The following is a 16313-nucleotide window of genomic DNA, read 5'->3' as shown; positions in this document are numbered from 1 at the left end:
GTCAGCGGAGGGTTGCAACAAACGTGCCGCCTGCCCGCTTGTGCGCCGCCTTCCGTTTGTGTAGCATTCCCTACACTTTCATGTTGCGTTCACTACATTAGAGGTCAATGTAGCAAACAGGCCCGATGCTTGCAATGGTGTTTTCTCGCGGTGTTTATCGGGGTTTTTCCGACCAACGACAATGGAGGGTTCGCAGCCGGCCGGCGGCTGCATGCCCCATGGGCGTGCACTCCGGCTCAGCCACCCTCCACTGTTCCAACCAACTCTTGAGTTCCGTATGAGTGCTTTCAGCGAAGAACGCGTCCTGAGCGTCCACCACTGGACCGACCGCCTGTTCACCTTCACCACCACGCGCGACCCGGCGCTGCGCTTCTCCAACGGCCATTTCACGATGATCGGCCTGAAGGTCAACAACAAGCCGCTGCTGCGCGCCTACAGCATCGTGAGCCCGAACTACGAGGAGCATCTCGAGTTCCTGAGCATCAAGGTGGAAGAAGGCCCGCTCACCTCGAAGCTGCAGCACATCCAGGTGGGCGACACCATCATCGTGGGCCGCAAGCCCACCGGCACGCTGCTGATCGACTACACGCTGCCCGGCAAGCGCCTGTACCTGTTCGGCACGGGCACGGGCCTCGCACCGTTCATGAGCATCATCCGCGACCCGGACACCTACGAGAAGTTCGAGCAGGTCATCCTGGTGCACGGCGTGCGCCAGGTCGACGAGCTGGCCTACCACGACCTCGTGACCGACCACCTGCCCAAGCACGAGTTCCTGGGCGAGATGGTCGAGAAGCAGCTGCTCTACTACCCGACGGTCACGCGCGAGGAATTCCGCAACCAGGGCCGCATCACCGACCTGATCGAGACCAACAAGCTCACCGAGGACCTCGGCCTGCCGCCGATCAACCCGGTGGAAGACCGCGTGATGCTGTGCGGCAGCCCGGGCCTCCTGGTGGACCTGAAGCACATCCTGGAGAAGCGCGGCTTCAAGGAAGGCAACACGAGCACGCCCGGCGACTTCGTGGTCGAACGCGCCTTCGCGGAAAAGTAATGTTGGCCCCCCGGCTTTTCACTCGCTTCGCTCGTGTAACTCCACCCCCCGAGGGGGAGGCGCGGTCCGCCTTGGGGCGGCCCGGCGGCGACCGCCGGTAATGGAACGCAAGCCCGCTGCCACCAAGCCCCAGCGCCGCACCGGCGTGCGCGAGGCCGCGGCGCAGGCCACGCGCGACAGCATCCTGAAGTCGGCGACCAAGGTGTTCGCCAAGTACGGCTACGACGGCGGCAGCGTGGAGAAGATCTCCAAGGCCGCCAAGTCGTACGACCGCATGATCTACTACTACTTCGGCAGCAAGGAAGGCCTCTTCATCGCGGTGCTCGAAGGCATCTACAAGCGCATGGACGACGCCGAGGCCGCCATCGCGCTGGACGCCTCGCGGCCCGTGGAGGCACTCACCGAAGTGATCCGCTTCGTGCTCGGCTACTACCGCAGGAACCCCGAGTTCGTGACGCTCCTGAACACCGAGAACCTGCACAAGGGCCGGCACATCTCGAAGTCGCTGCGGGCGCGCGAATATTCGTCGCGGGCGGTGGCGATCATTGCCGAGATCCTGGCCAGCGGCGCGGCCCAGGGCCTGTTCCGCCGCGACCTGATCGCGCGCGACATCTACCTGCTGATCGCGTCCACCGGCTACTTCTACACCTCGAACCGGCACACGCTCACGGCCTTCCTCGGCGAGCCGCTGGAGTCGCCCGAGGCGATCACGCACTGGGAAGACTTCGTGATCGAGACCGTGCTGCGCACCGTGCGCGCAGACGAGGCGCAGGACAACAACATCCCACCCCACGACGAGGACACCACGAAATGGCAGAAATCGCAGCCGGCGCAAAGTCGGGCAAGGTCGTCATCAAGAACATAGGGCTGCTGCTCTCGGGCGACATCGACAAGCCCATCCTGGACGCCGACACCATCGTGGTGAACGACGGCCTGATCGTGGCGGTCGGCAAGGAAAAGGACTGCGACCTCGAAGGCGCGCAGACCGTCATCGACGCGAAGAAGACCTGCGTGGCACCCGGCCTGATCGACAGCCACGTGCACCCGGTGTTCGGCGACTGGACGCCGCGCCAGGGCCAGATCGGCTGGATCGACTCCACCATGCACGGCGGCGTCACCACCATGATCTCGGCCGGCGAGGTGCACCTGCCCGGACGGCCCAAGGACATCGTGGGCCTGAAGGCGCTGGCCATCACCGCGCAGCGCGCCTTCGACAACTTCCGCCCCGGCGGCGTGAAGGTGCTGGCCGGCGCGCCGGTGATCGAGAAGGGCATGGTCGAGAGCGACTTCAAGGAACTCGCCGAAGCCGGCGTGGGCCTGCTCGGCGAAGTGGGCCTGGGCTCGGTGAAGGCCGGCTACGAGGCCAAGGAAATGGTGGCCTGGGCGCGTAAGTACGGCATCCAGAGCACGATCCACACGGGCGGCCCGTCGATCCCGGGCTCGGGCCTGATCGACAAGGACGTGGTGCTCGAGGCCGACGCCGACATCATCGGCCACATCAACGGCGGCCACACCTCGCTGCCCGAGGCGCATGTGTGCGAGCTGTGCGAGAAGAGCTCGCGCGCGATCGAGATCGTGCACAACGGCAACGAGCGCGTCGCCATCGCGGCGGCCAAGGCCGCGCTCGAACTCAAGTGCCCGCACCGCGTGATCCTCGGCACCGATGGGCCCGCGGGCTCGGGCGTGCAGCCGCTGGGCATCCTGCGCATGGTGGCCATGCTGTCGTCGATTGCGAACATTCCGGCCGAGCTGGTGTTCTGCTTTGCCACAGGCAACACGGCGAAGATCCGCAAGCTCAACTGCGGGCTGGTCGAAGTGGGCCGCGACGCCGACTTCGTCTTCATGGACCGCGCGCAGCACTCGCCCGCGCCGGGCCTGCTCGAGAGCGTGCAGCTCGGCGACATCCCGGGCGTGGGCATGGTGATGATCGACGGCATCGTGCGCTGCGGCCGCAGCCGCAACACGCCGCCCGCGACCGAGATTCCGGTGGTGGTGTCGGCGGCGCACTGAGGCGCCTCGGTTCAGGGGCTGCGCCGCGACTTGAAGACGAGGTGCCGCGCGGCCAGGAAGTTGACCGCCAGCCCCGCGCAGCTGCCGGCCGCAACGCCGAGCGCCGGCACCCAGGGGCCTTCGAGCCAGTGCAGCACCAGCACATACGCACCGTAGTTGACGACCGCGCCGCCCAGCATGGTGACCAGATAGCCGAGGTACTCGCGCACGATCGGCGTCGCCGCGCCCGAGGCGCGCCGCGCCGCGAAGGTGTAGCGCCGGTTCAGTGCCCAGGTGGCCGTTGCCGCAGCAAGAAAAGACAGCACCCGCGCGCCGTACCAGCCCAGCAGCGGCGCCGCAAGGTACAGCACGGCCACGTCGACCACGAATCCCGCCGCCCCGACGATGGCAAACGCGAGGAACTCGCGGCCCGCCTTCATGGCTTGCGGCGGAACTGCCCGACGCCGGGTATCGCGAGGTAGCGCAGCCGCTTGGCCTCGCGGCGGGCGAGCCGGATGGCGTGCATCACGACGCCGCACACCATCGACAGCATGGCGGCCAGCATGGCGCCGGTCGCGAGCACCGCCGTGGGGAGCCGGGGCACCAGGCCGGTGTGCAGGTAGGTGAGCAGCAGCGGAATGACCAGCGCGATCGCGCCCGCCGCGAGCACTGCCGCAAGGATCGAGAAGAACTGCAGCGGCCGCTCGCTGATGAACAGCTTGCAGATGGTCTTCAGGATGCGCCAGCCGTCGCGGTAGGTCGAGAGCTTGCTGTGCGAGCCTTCGGGCCGCGTGCTGTAGGCGGTGTCGAATTCGGCATGGGGCATGCGCAGCTCGAGCGCGTGCACCGTGAGCTCGGTCTCGATCTCGAAGCCCTGCGAAAGCGCCGGGAACGACTTGGCATAGCGGCGCGAGAACACGCGGTAGCCCGAGAGCATGTCGGTCAGCCCGCCGCCGAAGAGCTGCGCCACGGCGCCCGTGAGCAGCCGGTTGCCGAAGCGGTGGCCGGCGCGGTAGGTGAGCGCGTTCTGCCCGTCGTCGACGCGGCAGCCCACCACCATGTCGAGGTTGCGCTCCACCAGCGCATCCACCAGCCGCGGTGCGCTGGCCACGTCGTAGGTGGCGTCGCCGTCGACCGTCACGTACACGTCGGCCTCGACGTCGGCGAACATGCGCCGCACGACGTTGCCCTTGCCCGGCGCGGCCACGTGCGTCACCAGGGCACCGCTCGCACGTGCGATGACGGCCGTGTCGTCGGTCGAGTTGTTGTCGAAGACGTGGATCTCGGCCTCCGGCAGCGCCGCGCGGAACTGCGCGACCACCTGCGCGATCGACAGCGCCTCGTTGTAGCAGGGGATCACCGCCGCGATGCGGATCGGGGCGCGGGCGGCGGCGGATGGGTTGTCGTCGGTCATGGTGCGGTCGAGAGAATGCGGTAGACCCGGCCACCGTCTTTTTCGTACAGCAGGGCGAAATGTTCGTCGAAGCCGGGCCGGGTGGCCAGCGTGGGCACCATCGAGGTCGGCATGACGATGGCCGTGAATCCCAGGTCGGCGAGCTTGCGCGCCATGTCGCCGGGAAGCAGCAGCAGGAAGTCGCGGTAGCGCCACGGGCCGAGCGTATCGCCCCAGATCGGATTGGGCCCGTAGTAGATCGCCTCGTTCAGCGCGATCTGGTAGACGCGCCCGTTGGCATGCTGGCGCAGGTAGTCCATGGCGGCATAGCCCGGCACGTGCTGGCGCAAGAAGGCTTCGCGCGTTTCGGGCGTGGGCGAGATCATCGCCACCTTGCCCGCGGTCTGGCCCAGCGACACCGCGGCCAGCGCGGCCAGCAGCAACACGACGATCCAGTCGCCGGCAAGGCCCAGGCGTCCCGCAGGTGCGGATGCGGCAGCGGCAGGCGTGGCCTCCACCGGCCCGCCCCGGGCCCCGAACGCGCGGCGCACGCCCGCGGCCATCCAGCCGAACAGCACCTGCCAGCCGATGGCCGCCATCAGCGCGAGCAGCGGAAACGAGGCCGTGAGATAGCGCGGATAGCGCGAGGTCAGGAGCCACACGGCCACCGAATAGAAGCAGAACCAGCCCGCGGCGCGTAGCGCGGCCGAGCGCTTCCACAGCAGGCTGAACGGCGCCAGGAACACGGCCCAGATCAGCGCGTTGGGCCGCGCTGCATGGTCGCGCACGTCGGCCACCTGCTGCACGTAGTCGGCCGGAATCCAGTCGGTGAAGCCGAACACGCGCGCGCCGATGGGGTTGAACGGATCGCCGGTCATGATGGCGTTGCGCGCGTACCAGTAGATGCACGGGACCAGGAAGCAGAGCAGCGCCAGCGCCCAGGCCTTGGGCCGGCGCTCGTGCCACACCACGAACAGCGCCACCAGCGGCAGGAAGGTGAGCGCCTGGTACTTGGAGCCCGCCGCCACGCCCAGGCAGAACGCCGTCAGCCCGAGCCAGCGCGTGCCGCCCTGCAGCGGCTGCGATTCGCGCCACCACCACAGCGCCACGCAGGCGCTGAGCACGAAGAGCGCCACGCCCATGTCGATCAGCGCGTTGGAATAGTCGCCGATGCCGATCCAGATGGCCGCGCCGATGCAGGCCGTGAGCCGGTTCGCATGCTGGATGCCGAGGCGGTAGACCATCACCGCCGAGATCGCGCCGGCCAGCGCATTGAGAAAGTGCGGCAGCACGTCGTCGCCCAGCTGCAGCGCGGCCGCATACAGCAGGTTGTAGTTGTAGGGGAACCAGGGGTAGCGCAGCCACTCGTGGATGCCCAGCGAGCCCTGCTGCGCCACCTGCCGCGCATAGGGCAGGTGGTACATCAGCTCGTCGAAGGCGGCGGGCGGCGCGAGCGGCGCGACCAGCGCGGGCAGCGCCACCAGCGCCAGCGCGATGGCGGCGATCCTTTCGGCGCGGGTCCACGGCGCGGCGGGAGCACCAGCGACGTGCAGCGCCCGCACTTCGCGCCACCAGGGCCGCAGCTGCAGCGTGGCCGCCAGCACGCCGGCGGCAATCAGCGCCACGGTGGCGCCCGGCTTGAACGCGCCGAAGATCGCGAGCAGCTGGAAGGCGCAGATGAACAGGCCCACGCCCAGGGCCGCCGCCATGGCGGCCTCGAGCCAGGCGTCCCGGCGCGGCGGCGGCGCAAGGCGCGCCAGCAGCGCGCGCCCGAAACCCCAGCAGCCGAGGACAAAGACCGCCAATGCCGCGTAGTGCGCGGCAGCAAACATCAGCTTCTGAATAACAACTCCCGGCGCCGGGCGGCCACGCCGGCCGGCAGGTTCAAAGGTTCGGCGCCAGCAGGCGCTCGAGTTCGGATTCGCTGGTCCGGCGGCGCGCCGCCTGGTCCTGCAACTGGTCGTGCCCGATCTTGCCGACGTTGAAGTAGGTCGACTCGGGATGGCTCAGGTAGAAGCCGCTCACGCTGGCGGCGGGCATCATAGCGAGGCTTTCGGTCAGCGTCATGCCAATGTCCGCGCAACCCAGAAGGTCGAACATCGGGCGCTTCACGCTGTGGTCAGGGCAGGCCGGGTAGCCGGGCGCGGGGCGGATGCCGCGGTATTTCTCGGCGATCATGTCCTCGTTGCTCAGGCCCTCGTCGGGCGCATAGCCCCAGAGGTCGGTGCGCGCGCGGTGGTGCAGCGATTCGGCAAAGGCCTCGGCCAGCCGGTCGGCCAGCGCCTTGAGCATGATGGCGGAGTAGTCGTCGAGGTCGTCGATGAAGTACTTCTCCTTCTTCTCGACGCCCAGGCCCGCGGTGACCGCGAACACGCCCACGTAGTCTTTCAGCCCGCTGTCCTTCGGCGCGACGAAGTCGGCCAGGCAGCGGCTCGGGCGCATCACGCCCTCGATCACCTGCTTCTCGGTCTGCTGTCGCATGCCGTACCAGGTGAGCGCGACTTCGCTGCGCGTCTCGTCGGTGTAGAGCTCGATGTCGTCGTCGTTCACCGTGTTGGCGGGCCAGAAGCCGACCACGCCGCTCGCGCTGAGCCAGCGGCCCTCGATCAGGCGCTTGAGCATGCGCTGGCCGTCGGCATACACGCGCACGGCCTCGGTGCCGACGATCTCGTCCTTCAGGATGGCCGGGAACGGGCCCGCGAGGTCCCAGGTCTGGAAGAACGGGCCCCAGTCGATGTACTTGGCGAGCTCGGTCAGGTCGAAGTTCTTGAACAGGCGCCGGCCGATGAACTTGGGCACCGGCGGCGTGTAGCCGGACCAGTCGACCGACGTCTTGTTGGCGCGCGCCTTGGCCAGCGGCCACATCGGCACCTGCTTCTTGTTGGCGTGCTGCGTGCGCACCTTGTCATAGTCGGCGTTGATCTCGTCGATGTACGCGCTCGCCTGGTCACTGAGCAGCGACTGCGCCACGCTCACGCTGCGCGAGGCATCGGGCACGTAGACCACCGGGCCTTCGTAGTGCGGCGCGATCTTGACTGCGGTGTGCACGCGGCTGGTGGTGGCGCCGCCGATCAGGAGCGGGATCTTCCGGATGCGGAAGTGGTCGTCCTTCTGCATCTCGCCGGCCACGTACTGCATTTCTTCCAGGCTCGGCGTGATGAGGCCGGAGAGGCCCACGATGTCCGCGCCCTCGACCTTCGCCTTGGCAAGAATCTCGTGGCACGGGACCATCACGCCCATGTTCACCACCTCGAAGTTGTTGCACTGGAGCACGACGGTGACGATGTTCTTGCCGATGTCGTGCACGTCGCCCTTCACGGTGGCGATGATGATCTTGCCCTTGGTGCGCACGTCGCGGCCCGCGGCCTCGTCCTGGCGCTTTTCTTCCTCGATGTAGGGAATGAGGTGGGCCACGGCCGACTTCATCACACGCGCCGACTTCACCACCTGCGGCAGGAACATCTTGCCCTGGCCGAACAGGTCGCCCACGATGTTCATGCCGTCCATCAGCGGCCCCTCGATCACGTGCAGCGGACGCCCGCCCTTGGCAAGGATCTGCTGGTAGGCCTCTTCGGTGTCCTCGACGATGAAGTCGGTGATGCCGTGCACCATCGCGTGCGAGAGGCGCTGGTTGACGTGCACCGGATGCTCCGGCGTGCCGCGCCATTCGAGCTTCTTGCTGTCGTCCTTGGCGCCGCTCTTGGCGGTCTCGGCCACTTCGACGAGACGCTCGCCAGCGTCGGGGCGGCGGTTCAGCACCACGTCTTCCACGCGCTCGCGCAGGGTCGGCTCGAGATCGTCGTACACGCCCACCATGCCGGCATTGACGATGCCCATGTCCATGCCCGCCTGGATCGCGTGGTACAGGAACACGGTGTGGATCGCTTCGCGCACCGGGTCGTTGCCGCGGAAGCTGAAGCTCACGTTGCTCACGCCGCCCGACACCTTGGCGCCCGGCAGGTTCTGCTTGATCCAGCGCACCGCGTTGATGAAGTCGACCGCGTAGTTGTCGTGCTCCTCGATGCCGGTGGCAATCGCGAAGATGTTGGGGTCGAAGATGATGTCCTCGGGCGGAAAGCCGACCTCGTCCACCAGGATGCGGTAGGCGCGCTCGCAGATCTCGATCTTGCGCTCGTAGGTGTCGGCCTGGCCCTTCTCGTCGAAGGCCATCACCACCGCGGCGGCGCCGTAGCGCCTCACGAGCTTGGCCTCGTGCTTGAACTTGTCGACGCCCTCCTTCATGGAGATGGAGTTGACGATGCCCTTGCCCTGGATGCAGCGCAGGCCCGCCTCGATCACTTCCCACTTGGAGCTGTCGACCATCACCGGCACGCGCGCGATGTCGGGCTCGCTGGCGATCAGGTTCAAAAAGCGCACCATCGCGGCCTTGCTGTCGAGCATGGCCTCGTCCATGTTGATGTCGATCACCTGCGCGCCGTTCTCCACCTGCTGGCGCGCCACGGCCAGGGCGTCCTCGAACTGGCCGTTCAGGATCATCCGCGCGAAGGCCTTGGAGCCGGTGACGTTGGTGCGCTCGCCGATGTTGACGAACAGCGACCCGGCGTCGATGGCCACCGGCTCGAGGCCGGACAGCTTCATCGGGGGGACGCGGGGCGTGGAAACTTCGCTCATGGGGGCTCACCTGGGCAGGAAAAAACGTCAGGTGAGCGTCGTTTGTTGCGGCTTGCGCCCCGGCCGGCGGGGCGCCTTCCAAGCCTGACGGCGGGCCTCTTGACGTAGGCCGCCGCTGCAACGCTCCTTGGAAGGGAGCGCAATTTTACCGGCTGCGGCAAGGGCCGCGGCCGCCAGGGGCGTTCAGGCCCCCTGCCCGGCCGCCGCTGCCGAGCCGGCCTTGGCGGGCGCGGCCGAGGCCGGCAGCCCGAACACCCGGTCGAAGCCCCAGTTGAAGACGAAGGTGTAGACCAGGAAGAACACCACCAGCCCCAGGTCCATCACCAGCGCCTGCCACAGCGTCACGCCCAGGCCCCAGGCGAACAGTGGCACCAGCACCGCGATCAGCCCGCCCTCGAAGCCGATGGCATGCGCCACGCGCCGGCGCACACTGCGCCCGCGCACCGCCTGGCGCGACTCCCAGCGCTCGAACAGGGCGTTGAAAACCAGGTTCCAGATCACGGCAATGACCGAGGCGGCCACCGCCAACACGCCCGAATGCCCGAGCCCGGCGTCCGTCATCAGCGCCAGCCCGGCACTGGCGGCCACGATGGCGATCCCTTCGTAAAGGCTGATGTAGACGACGCGGCGCTGGAACCCCTGCATGACTGTTTCCTCTGGCAAATGAAGACGATGGCTGGACTTTATTTGCCGTTCGCTGATATAAAAAGTCAACTTATTTCAGTTTTATTGATAGATCGGCGCAGCAGATGGCTTTCTCCAGCGACAACGTCGAGGTCTTCCTGGCCGTGATCGACCACGGCTCCTTCTCGGCCGCGGCGCGCGCGCTGCGCAAGGTGCCCTCGGCCGTCAGCATGGCCATTGCCAACCTCGAGGCCGAACTGGCCCTGCCCCTGTTCGACCGCAGCGGCCGCGAGCCGCAGCCGACCGCCGCGGCCCGTTCGCTGGAGCCGCAGGCGCGCCTCCTGGCGGCCCAGCTGAAGCAGTTGCAGGTGCAGGCCCTGGCGCTCACGCAGGGCCTGGAAAACCGCCTCACGCTGGCCATTGCGCCGGAACTGCTGGCGGCGCCCTGGAGCGGGCCGCTGGCCGCGCTGGCCGAGGAATATCCGCTGCTGCAGGTCGAGGTGCTGGCGGCGCCGCAGGCCGATGCGCTGGCGCTGCTGCACAGCGGCCGCGCACAGCTGGCGCTGGTGTTCGAGCGCCCGAGCCTCGACGGCCGCGAGGGGTTCCAGGAAGTCGGCAGCGACACCATGGTGGCCGTGATGGCGCCCGGCCATCCCGTGCTGCTGGCGGCCGCCGGCGAGCGGCTGCGCGAGGAGCACCTCACGAACACCCGGCAGATCGTGGTGGCGGGGCGCGACCTCGCCACCAGCGATCCGCGCTTCGTGTTCGCACGCCACGTCTGGCGCACCGACAACGCGCTGGCCGCGCTGAGCCTGATCACGGCCGGACTCGGCTGGGGCTGGCTGCCGCGCAATTTCGCCAGGCCGCACGTGGCCGCCGGCGCGCTGGTCGAGATTCCGTTCGAGAACCTCAGCAACGGGCTCGACCTGTGGGTCGACGTGGTGTGGTCGCGCGAGCGGCCGCTGGGGCTGGGGGCGCAGCGCTTCGTGGCGCTGATTGCGCGCGACCGGCAGGCCGCGGCGGGCATTCCTCCAGTCGACGAGCCACGGGGCTGATCAGTCGCGGTGGCCGCCGCCCTTGCCTCCGCCGCCGCCGTGGCCGCCGCCCCTGCCGCCGCCTTCACCGCCGCCGTGCGGGCGCCCGCCCCCACCGCCGCCTCCACCCGCGCCGGGCCGTCCGCCACCCGGATGCATCTGCGGCTGGCCGGGTGGCGGCCCGGGCCGGAAAGCCGGCTGGGGCCGCGGCGGCTTGAAGCCGGGGTCTGCAGGCGGGCGGAAGCCCGGGCCCGGCTGCGGTGGGCGGTAGCCCGGCCCCGGCTGTGGACGGTAGCCCGGCCCGGGATGCGGGCGCACGCCGGGCCCCGGCGCGGGCTTGAACCCCGGGCCCGGCCATGGCTTGGGCTGCCAGGCCGGCCGTACCGGCGGCGGCGGACGCCAGCCGGGCACCGGCGGGGGCGGCGGCCGGCTGCCCCACCAGCGGCGCTCGCCGTACCAGGGCCGGTCGCGGTAGTAGTCGGCCCAGTAGCTGCCGATCACGAACGTGACGATGGGCACGCCGATCACCGCGGCATAGGTGGTCAGCGGCACGCGCTGCTCCTGGTAGGCGTAGTCCAGGCTCCTCGCCCAGACCCAGCCGCGCCCGCCGTCGGGCAGCACCACGTCGCACCAGCTGTAGCCGCCGGTGCAGCCGATCACGTCGAGCGGCTGGCCCGGGCCGAGGCGCGCCACCAGCGGATAGTCGCTGGAAGGCCCGGCCCGCAGGTTGACCGCGCCGCGCGTGAAGGCCTGCTGCGCCGCGGCGGCCAGCGGCAAGGCCAGCGCAACAGCGCCGATGCCGATCCAGCGCATGGAGAGTTGGTTGTTGTTCATGACGAGGCTTCCTTTGCGCCGCCAGCCTAGGCGGCGGCCCGGATGCCGTCAATCAGCCGGGGGCGCGACAGCCCCGGGCGCCGGTCAGGCCGCTTCGCGGTAGAAGCCGTTGTTGTTCAACAGCCGGCCGGTCATCGGGGCCACCGCCCGGCCGATGGCCGCGATGTGGTCCGGCGTGGTGCCGCAGCAGCCGCCCACGATGTTGACCAGCCCCTCGGCCGCGAACTCGTGCAGCAGCCGCGAGGTGACGTCGGGCGTCTCGTCGAAGCCGGTCTCGCTCATCGGATTGGGCAGGCCCGCGTTCGGGTAGCAGCTGATGAAGGTGTCGCCCGCCACCTTTGCCAGTTCCTGGATATAGGGCCGCATCAGCGCCGCGCCCAGTGCGCAGTTGAGGCCGACGGCCAGCGGCTGCGCATGGCGCACGCTGTGCCAGAAGGCGGTGACGGTCTGGCCGCTCAGGATGCGGCCCGAGGCGTCGGTCACGGTGCCGCTGATGATCAGCGGCAGGCGCTGGCCGCTGTTGTCGAAATACTCGTCCACCGCGAACAGCGCGGCCTTGGCGTTGAGCGTGTCGAAGATGGTCTCGACCAGGATCAGGTCCGAACCGCCCTCGACCAGGGCCTCCGTCTGTTCGTAGTAGGCCGCGCGCAATTGCTCGAAGTCGACGTTGCGTGCGCCGGGGTCGTTCACGTCGGGGCTGATGCTCGCGGTCTTGGGCGTCGGGCCGAGGGCGCCGGCCACGAAGCGCGGCTTGTCGGGCGTGCTGAACTTGTCGCAGGCCGCGCGCGCGAGCTTGGCCGATTCGAGGTTCATCTCGCGCGCGAGGTGCGCCATCTTGTAGTCTTCCTGCGCGATGGTGGTCGCGCCGAAGGTGTTGGTCTCGATCAGGTCGGCGCCGGCCGCGAGGTAGCCCTCGTGGATGTCGCGGATCACGTCGGGCCGCGTCAGCGAGAGCAGCTCGTTGTTGCCCTTGACGTCGCGCTCGAAGTCCTTGAAGCGCTCGCCGCGGTACTGTTCCTCGGTGAGCTTGAAGCGCTGGATCATCGTGCCCATCGCGCCGTCGAGGATGGCGATGCGCTTTTCGAGGATGCCGGCAAGTGCCTGGCCGCGGGTGTAAGTGACGGGCTTCATAGTCCCATATTCTCGCTCGCCCCCAGGCTCCGCGCACTTCGTGTCGCTTCTCCTACCCCCTACCGGGGGCAACGCCGATCGACCGGCAAAGCCGGATCGATGGCGTTCCACCTGAACACGCCACAGCGCAACGTCAGCGGCTTTCCACGAATTCCAGCACCGCCTCGATCATGCGCCGCACATGCGGCTGCACGCCGGCCGCGACCTCGGGCAGGTAGTCGAAGGGCAGCTTCTCCTGCATGTAGCTCGACTGCGTCATCTCCAGCTGCACCGCGTGCACGCCGCCAGCGGGGTTGCCGTACTGGCGCGTGATGTAGCCGCCGGTGAAGCGGCCGTTGAGCACGCCGGTGTAGCCGGTGGCCGATTCGGCAATGCCGAGCAGCGTGGCGGCCAGCGCGGGGTCGCAGCTGCTGCCCTTGCCGGTGCCCAGGTTCAGGTCGGGCAGCTTGCCCTCGAAGAAGCGCGGCAGCACCGAGCGGATCGAGTGCGCGTCCCACAGCGCGATGGTGCCGTGCGCGGCCTTCAGGCGGTCGAGCTCGGCCTGCAGTTGCCGGTGGTAGGGCCGCCAGATGGCATCGCGGCGCGCGGCAATTTCCGCGTCGTCCGGCAGGTTGGCGCCGGACGCGTAGACCGGCGTGTCGTCGAAGGTGTCGACCGGGCACAGGCCGGTGACGCTCTGGCCCGGGTAGAGGCTCGCGCCATCCGGCGGACGGTTCAGGTCGACCACATAGCGCGAATGCGTGGCAACGAGCACCGAGGCGCCGAGCGCATCGGCAAAGTCGTAGAGCCGTTCGAGGTGCCAGTCGGTGTCGGGCACCTGGCGCGCCTCGTCGGTCAGGCGGGCGGCGAGCGCGGGCGGCACGTAGGTGCCGACGTGCGGCATCGAGATCAGCAGGGGACGCGTGCCCTGGCGAAAGCGGAAGGCGGGTTCGGTGGTGGTGAAGCTCATGGGACTCTAATTTTCGAGGAGAAGCTGGCTGCGCGCCGCGACGAAGCCGGCGGCGGCCTCGGTGTGCAGGGCATGGCGGCCGGCCGCGACGCGCGGCTGGCCGGACACCCAGACGGTGTCGATGGCCGAGGTGCGGTGGCTCGCAAAGACGTGGGCCGACAGCATGTCGGGCGCTGTCAGGCCCTGCAGCGCAAGCTGTGCGGCATCGAGCACCACGAAGTCGGCCTGCTGCCCCGCGGCCAGGCCGCCGATGGCCCGGCCCGAGGCCTGCGCGCCGCCGCGCACCGCTTCGAGCGTGAGCGCGGTGGCCACGTGCGGCTGCGCCGCGCTGGCGCCGACGTTGCGCTGCCGCCAGGCCAGGCGCTGGCTGTATTCGAGCATCAGCAGCTCTTCCGCGGCGTTGACCGTGGCATGGCTGTCGGAGCCCAGGCCCCAGGCCCCGCCATGGTGGCGCCAGGCGGAAAAATCGAAGATGCCATCGCCCAGGTTGGCCTCGGTGGTCGGGCACAGGCCGGCGACCGCGCCGCTCTTCGCGGCGCGCTCGTATTCGGCCGCGTCCATGTGCGTGGCATGCACCAGGCACCAGCGCGCGTCGACCGGTGCATGGTCGAGCAGCCAGGCCACGGGGCGCTGGCCGCTCCAGGCCACGCAGTCGTCGACTTCCTTGGTCTGCTCGGCGATGTGGATGTGGATCGGTGCGCCCGGGTCGATGGCCTCGAGCCCCGCCACGGCTTCGCGCAGTGCATCGGGCGGCACGGCGCGCAGCGAGTGCGGCGCCAGGCCCAGGCGGGCCGAAGGACCGCCTTGCGGTCCGGGCGCGCCCTGCGCATCGCATGCGGGCTTCAGCGTGTCGAGCAGGCGCAGCATCGAATCGGTCGAGCGGATGAAGCGGCGCTGTCCTTCATTGGGCGGCAGGCCGCCGAAGCCGCTGGCCTGGTAGAGCACGGGCAGCAGCGTGAAGCCGATGCCGGTCTTCTTCGCGGCGCGCAGCAGCGCGAGGCTCAGCGTCGCATCGTCGGCATAGGGGCGGCCGTCGGCATCGTGGTGCACGTACTGGAATTCGCACACGCTGGTGTAGCCCGCTTCGAGCATCTCGGCATAGAGCCAGGTCGCGATGGCCTCCATCTGCTGCGGGCCGAGGCGCGCGGCAAAGCGGTACATCAGCGTGCGCCAGCTCCAGAAGCTGTCCTGCTGCTGGGCACGGTATTCGGTGAGCCCCGCGAAGGCGCGCTGGAAGGCGTGCGAATGCAGGTTGGGCATGCCGGGGATCACGGGGCCCTTCGCCACCTGCGCGCCCGCTGCCGGCTGGGCCGCGGACTGCACCTGCGTGAGCTGGCCGGCGTCGTTCCACGACAGCAGCACGTTCTTTGCCCAGCCGCCGGGCAGCAGCGCATCGGCTGCGAACAGCGTGTTCATCGGGTCGCTCCCACGGCGATGCGGCCTTGCCGCACGACGCTGCGCACCGGGCGCTGGCCGAACCAGTAGGCGAGTTCGGCCGCATCGCGCACGTTCCACAGCACGAAGTTGGCGGGCATGCCTTCGGCAATCGCGCCGTGCGTGTCTTGCAGGCCCAGCGCGCGCGCCGCATGCACGGTGACGCCGGCCAGCGCCTCTGGCACCGTGAGGCGGAACAGCGTGCAGGCCATGTTCATCATCAACAGCAGGCTCAGCGCCGGCGAGGTGCCGGGGTTGTGGTCGGTCGACACGGCCATCGGCACGCCGGCGGCGCGCAGCGCCTCGATGGGCGGCAAGTGCGTGTCGCGCAGCGTGTAGTAGGCGCCGGGCAGCAGCACGGCCACGGTGCCCGACTGGCGCATGGCCTCGATGCCTTCGGCCGACAGGTGCTCGATGTGGTCGCACGAGAGCGCGCCGTAGCGCGCGGCGAGCGCGGCGCCACCCATGTCGGAAAGCTGCTCGGCATGCAGCTTGACCGGCAGGCCCAGCGCCTTCGCGGCCTGGAACACCTGCTCGGTTTCCGCGAGCGTGAAGGCGATGCGTTCGCAGAACACGTCGACCGCATCGACCAGCCCCTCGGCCGCGAGCGCGGGCAACATCTCGCTGCAGACGAGGTCGATGTAGTCGCCGCTGCGGCCCGCGTACTCGGGCGGCAGCGCATGCGCGCCGAGGAAGGTGGTGCGCACTGTGACGCCGTAGGCCTCGCCCAGGCGCCGCGCCACGCGCAGCTGCTTGCGCTCGTGCTCGAGCGCCAGGCCGTAGCCCGACTTGATCTCGATCGCGCACACGCCGTCGGCCAGCAGCTGTTCGAGCCGGGGCGCGGCCTGCGCAAAGAGTGCGTCTTCATCGGCCTCGCGCGTGGCGCGCACCGACGAGACGATGCCGCCGCCGGCCTTCGCCACTTCTTCGTAGCTGGCGCCCGCGAGCCGCATCGCGAACTCGTTGGCGCGCTGGCCGCCGTAGACCAGGTGCGTGTGGCAATCGACCAGGCCTGGCGTGGCGAGCGCGCCGCCGCCATCGTGCAACGGCAGGCCCGCGAATTCGGCCGGCAGGGCGCTGCGTGCGCCGACCCAGCGGATCTTGCCTTCGGCCACCGCGATGGCGGCTTCGGTGTCGGCGTCCAGGGCGGCGGCGGGCGCGGCACCGGGTGCCAGGCGCAGGCCGGTCCAGAGGCCGTCGGCCGATGGGGATGAAGTTGCGGATGTCATGCTTTGTCTGGTG

Annotated in this window: 14 protein-coding genes and 1 riboswitch; of the genes, 4 read left to right on the top strand and 10 right to left on the bottom strand. The window is 69.2% G+C overall.

The annotated features are described in order from the left end of the window. Window positions 1–277 precede the first annotated feature (277 nt). The 3 genes from RZE77_RS00950 (at window position 278) to RZE77_RS00940 (ending at window position 3061) form a co-directional block, all read left to right on the top strand. On the top strand, window positions 278–1051 hold the full coding sequence (locus RZE77_RS00950; protein WP_319428486.1) for a ferredoxin--NADP reductase: 774 nt from the start codon (window positions 278–280) through the stop codon (window positions 1049–1051). Between the two features lie 100 nt (window positions 1052–1151). Next, window positions 1152–1916: a TetR/AcrR family transcriptional regulator gene (locus tag RZE77_RS00945; protein ID WP_319440291.1), complete on the top strand. Its 765-nt coding sequence runs from the start codon at window positions 1152–1154 to the stop codon at window positions 1914–1916. Beyond that, window positions 1862–3061: an amidohydrolase family protein gene (locus RZE77_RS00940; RefSeq protein ID WP_319440290.1), complete on the top strand. Its 1200-nt coding sequence runs from the start codon at window positions 1862–1864 to the stop codon at window positions 3059–3061. Before RZE77_RS00945 ends, RZE77_RS00940 begins: the two co-directional genes overlap by 55 nt. Before the next feature lie 11 nt (window positions 3062–3072). Here the strand turns inward: RZE77_RS00940 and RZE77_RS00935 are convergent, their stop codons facing one another. From RZE77_RS00935 to RZE77_RS00915, 5 genes are all read right to left on the bottom strand, one after another. Next, window positions 3073–3480 (bottom strand): GtrA family protein, encoded by a 408-nt coding sequence (locus tag RZE77_RS00935; RefSeq protein WP_319440289.1) that lies wholly within the window; start codon window positions 3478–3480, stop codon window positions 3073–3075. Continuing rightward, window positions 3477–4454 (bottom strand): glycosyltransferase family 2 protein, encoded by a 978-nt coding sequence (locus tag RZE77_RS00930; protein WP_319440288.1) that lies wholly within the window; start codon window positions 4452–4454, stop codon window positions 3477–3479. The genes RZE77_RS00935 and RZE77_RS00930 overlap by 4 nt, the downstream gene beginning before the upstream one ends. Next, on the bottom strand, window positions 4451–6265 hold the full coding sequence (locus tag RZE77_RS00925; RefSeq protein WP_319440287.1) for an ArnT family glycosyltransferase: 1815 nt from the start codon (window positions 6263–6265) through the stop codon (window positions 4451–4453). Before RZE77_RS00925 ends, RZE77_RS00930 begins: the two co-directional genes overlap by 4 nt. A 52-nt stretch (window positions 6266–6317) precedes the next feature. Next, a complete protein-coding gene (metH, locus tag RZE77_RS00920; protein WP_405547569.1) occupies window positions 6318–9032 on the bottom strand; it encodes a methionine synthase in 2715 nt (904 codons plus the stop codon). Window positions 9033–9091: 59 nt separating this feature from the next. Then, window positions 9092–9200, bottom strand: a riboswitch (S-adenosyl-L-homocysteine riboswitch). Between the two features lie 48 nt (window positions 9201–9248). Next, window positions 9249–9710: a PACE efflux transporter gene (locus RZE77_RS00915; protein WP_062363828.1), complete on the bottom strand. Its 462-nt coding sequence runs from the start codon at window positions 9708–9710 to the stop codon at window positions 9249–9251. A 104-nt stretch (window positions 9711–9814) separates the two neighbouring features. On the opposite strand from RZE77_RS00915, the gene RZE77_RS00910 reads away from it, so the two are divergent. After that, on the top strand, window positions 9815–10744 hold the full coding sequence (locus RZE77_RS00910; protein ID WP_288253377.1) for a LysR family transcriptional regulator: 930 nt from the start codon (window positions 9815–9817) through the stop codon (window positions 10742–10744). Here RZE77_RS00910 and RZE77_RS00905 read toward each other — a convergent pair whose 3' ends face one another. From RZE77_RS00905 to hutI, 5 genes are all read right to left on the bottom strand, one after another. After that, on the bottom strand, window positions 10745–11557 hold the full coding sequence (locus tag RZE77_RS00905; RefSeq protein ID WP_319440285.1) for an SH3 domain-containing protein: 813 nt from the start codon (window positions 11555–11557) through the stop codon (window positions 10745–10747). It lies immediately after the preceding gene. Window positions 11558–11641: 84 nt separating this feature from the next. Beyond that, complete coding sequence (locus tag RZE77_RS00900) at window positions 11642–12688, bottom strand: homocysteine S-methyltransferase family protein (RefSeq protein ID WP_319440284.1); 1047 nt, start codon at window positions 12686–12688, stop codon at window positions 11642–11644. 133 nt (window positions 12689–12821) lie between these two features. Further along, on the bottom strand, window positions 12822–13637 hold the full coding sequence (gene hutG / locus RZE77_RS00895; RefSeq protein ID WP_319440283.1) for an N-formylglutamate deformylase: 816 nt from the start codon (window positions 13635–13637) through the stop codon (window positions 12822–12824). Between the two features lie 6 nt (window positions 13638–13643). Continuing rightward, window positions 13644–15053, bottom strand: a complete 1410-nt coding sequence (locus tag RZE77_RS00890) for a formimidoylglutamate deiminase (RefSeq protein ID WP_319440282.1) — start codon at window positions 15051–15053, stop codon at window positions 13644–13646. Next, entirely contained in the window at window positions 15050–16300 is a 1251-nt protein-coding gene (gene hutI / locus RZE77_RS00885) for an imidazolonepropionase (RefSeq protein WP_319440281.1), read from the bottom strand. The genes RZE77_RS00890 and hutI overlap by 4 nt, the downstream gene beginning before the upstream one ends. Window positions 16301–16313: the final 13 nt, after the last annotated feature.

This window comes from Variovorax sp. SPNA7 (assembly GCF_033807855.1).
GTDB classification, from domain to species: Bacteria; Pseudomonadota; Gammaproteobacteria; order Burkholderiales; family Burkholderiaceae_C; genus Variovorax; species Variovorax beijingensis.
Note: the sequence above shows the minus strand (reverse complement) of the source record. Positions and strands in the feature narration are given on the sequence as shown.

What these genes read in the sequence shown, in the direction of transcription:
- RZE77_RS00935 (WP_319440289.1), bottom strand. Translation starts at nt 3,480, where the DNA reads ATGAAGGCGGGCCGCGAGTTCCTCGCGTTTGCCATCGTCGGGGCGGCG.
- hutI (WP_319440281.1), bottom strand. Translation starts at nt 16,300, where the DNA reads ATGACATCCGCAACTTCATCCCCATCGGCCGACGGCCTCTGGACCGGC.
- RZE77_RS00890 (WP_319440282.1), bottom strand. Translation starts at nt 15,053, where the DNA reads ATGAACACGCTGTTCGCAGCCGATGCGCTGCTGCCCGGCGGCTGGGCA.
- RZE77_RS00915 (WP_062363828.1), bottom strand. Translation starts at nt 9,710, where the DNA reads ATGCAGGGGTTCCAGCGCCGCGTCGTCTACATCAGCCTTTACGAAGGG.
- RZE77_RS00910 (WP_288253377.1), top strand. Translation starts at nt 9,815, where the DNA reads ATGGCTTTCTCCAGCGACAACGTCGAGGTCTTCCTGGCCGTGATCGAC.
- metH (WP_405547569.1), bottom strand. Translation starts at nt 9,032, where the DNA reads ATGAAGCTGTCCGGCCTCGAGCCGGTGGCCATCGACGCCGGGTCGCTG.
- RZE77_RS00900 (WP_319440284.1), bottom strand. Translation starts at nt 12,688, where the DNA reads ATGAAGCCCGTCACTTACACCCGCGGCCAGGCACTTGCCGGCATCCTC.
- RZE77_RS00940 (WP_319440290.1), top strand. Translation starts at nt 1,862, where the DNA reads ATGGCAGAAATCGCAGCCGGCGCAAAGTCGGGCAAGGTCGTCATCAAG.
- RZE77_RS00930 (WP_319440288.1), bottom strand. Translation starts at nt 4,454, where the DNA reads ATGACCGACGACAACCCATCCGCCGCCGCCCGCGCCCCGATCCGCATC.
- RZE77_RS00945 (WP_319440291.1), top strand. Translation starts at nt 1,152, where the DNA reads ATGGAACGCAAGCCCGCTGCCACCAAGCCCCAGCGCCGCACCGGCGTG.
- RZE77_RS00950 (WP_319428486.1), top strand. Translation starts at nt 278, where the DNA reads ATGAGTGCTTTCAGCGAAGAACGCGTCCTGAGCGTCCACCACTGGACC.
- RZE77_RS00925 (WP_319440287.1), bottom strand. Translation starts at nt 6,265, where the DNA reads ATGTTTGCTGCCGCGCACTACGCGGCATTGGCGGTCTTTGTCCTCGGC.
- RZE77_RS00905 (WP_319440285.1), bottom strand. Translation starts at nt 11,557, where the DNA reads ATGAACAACAACCAACTCTCCATGCGCTGGATCGGCATCGGCGCTGTT.
- hutG (WP_319440283.1), bottom strand. Translation starts at nt 13,637, where the DNA reads ATGAGCTTCACCACCACCGAACCCGCCTTCCGCTTTCGCCAGGGCACG.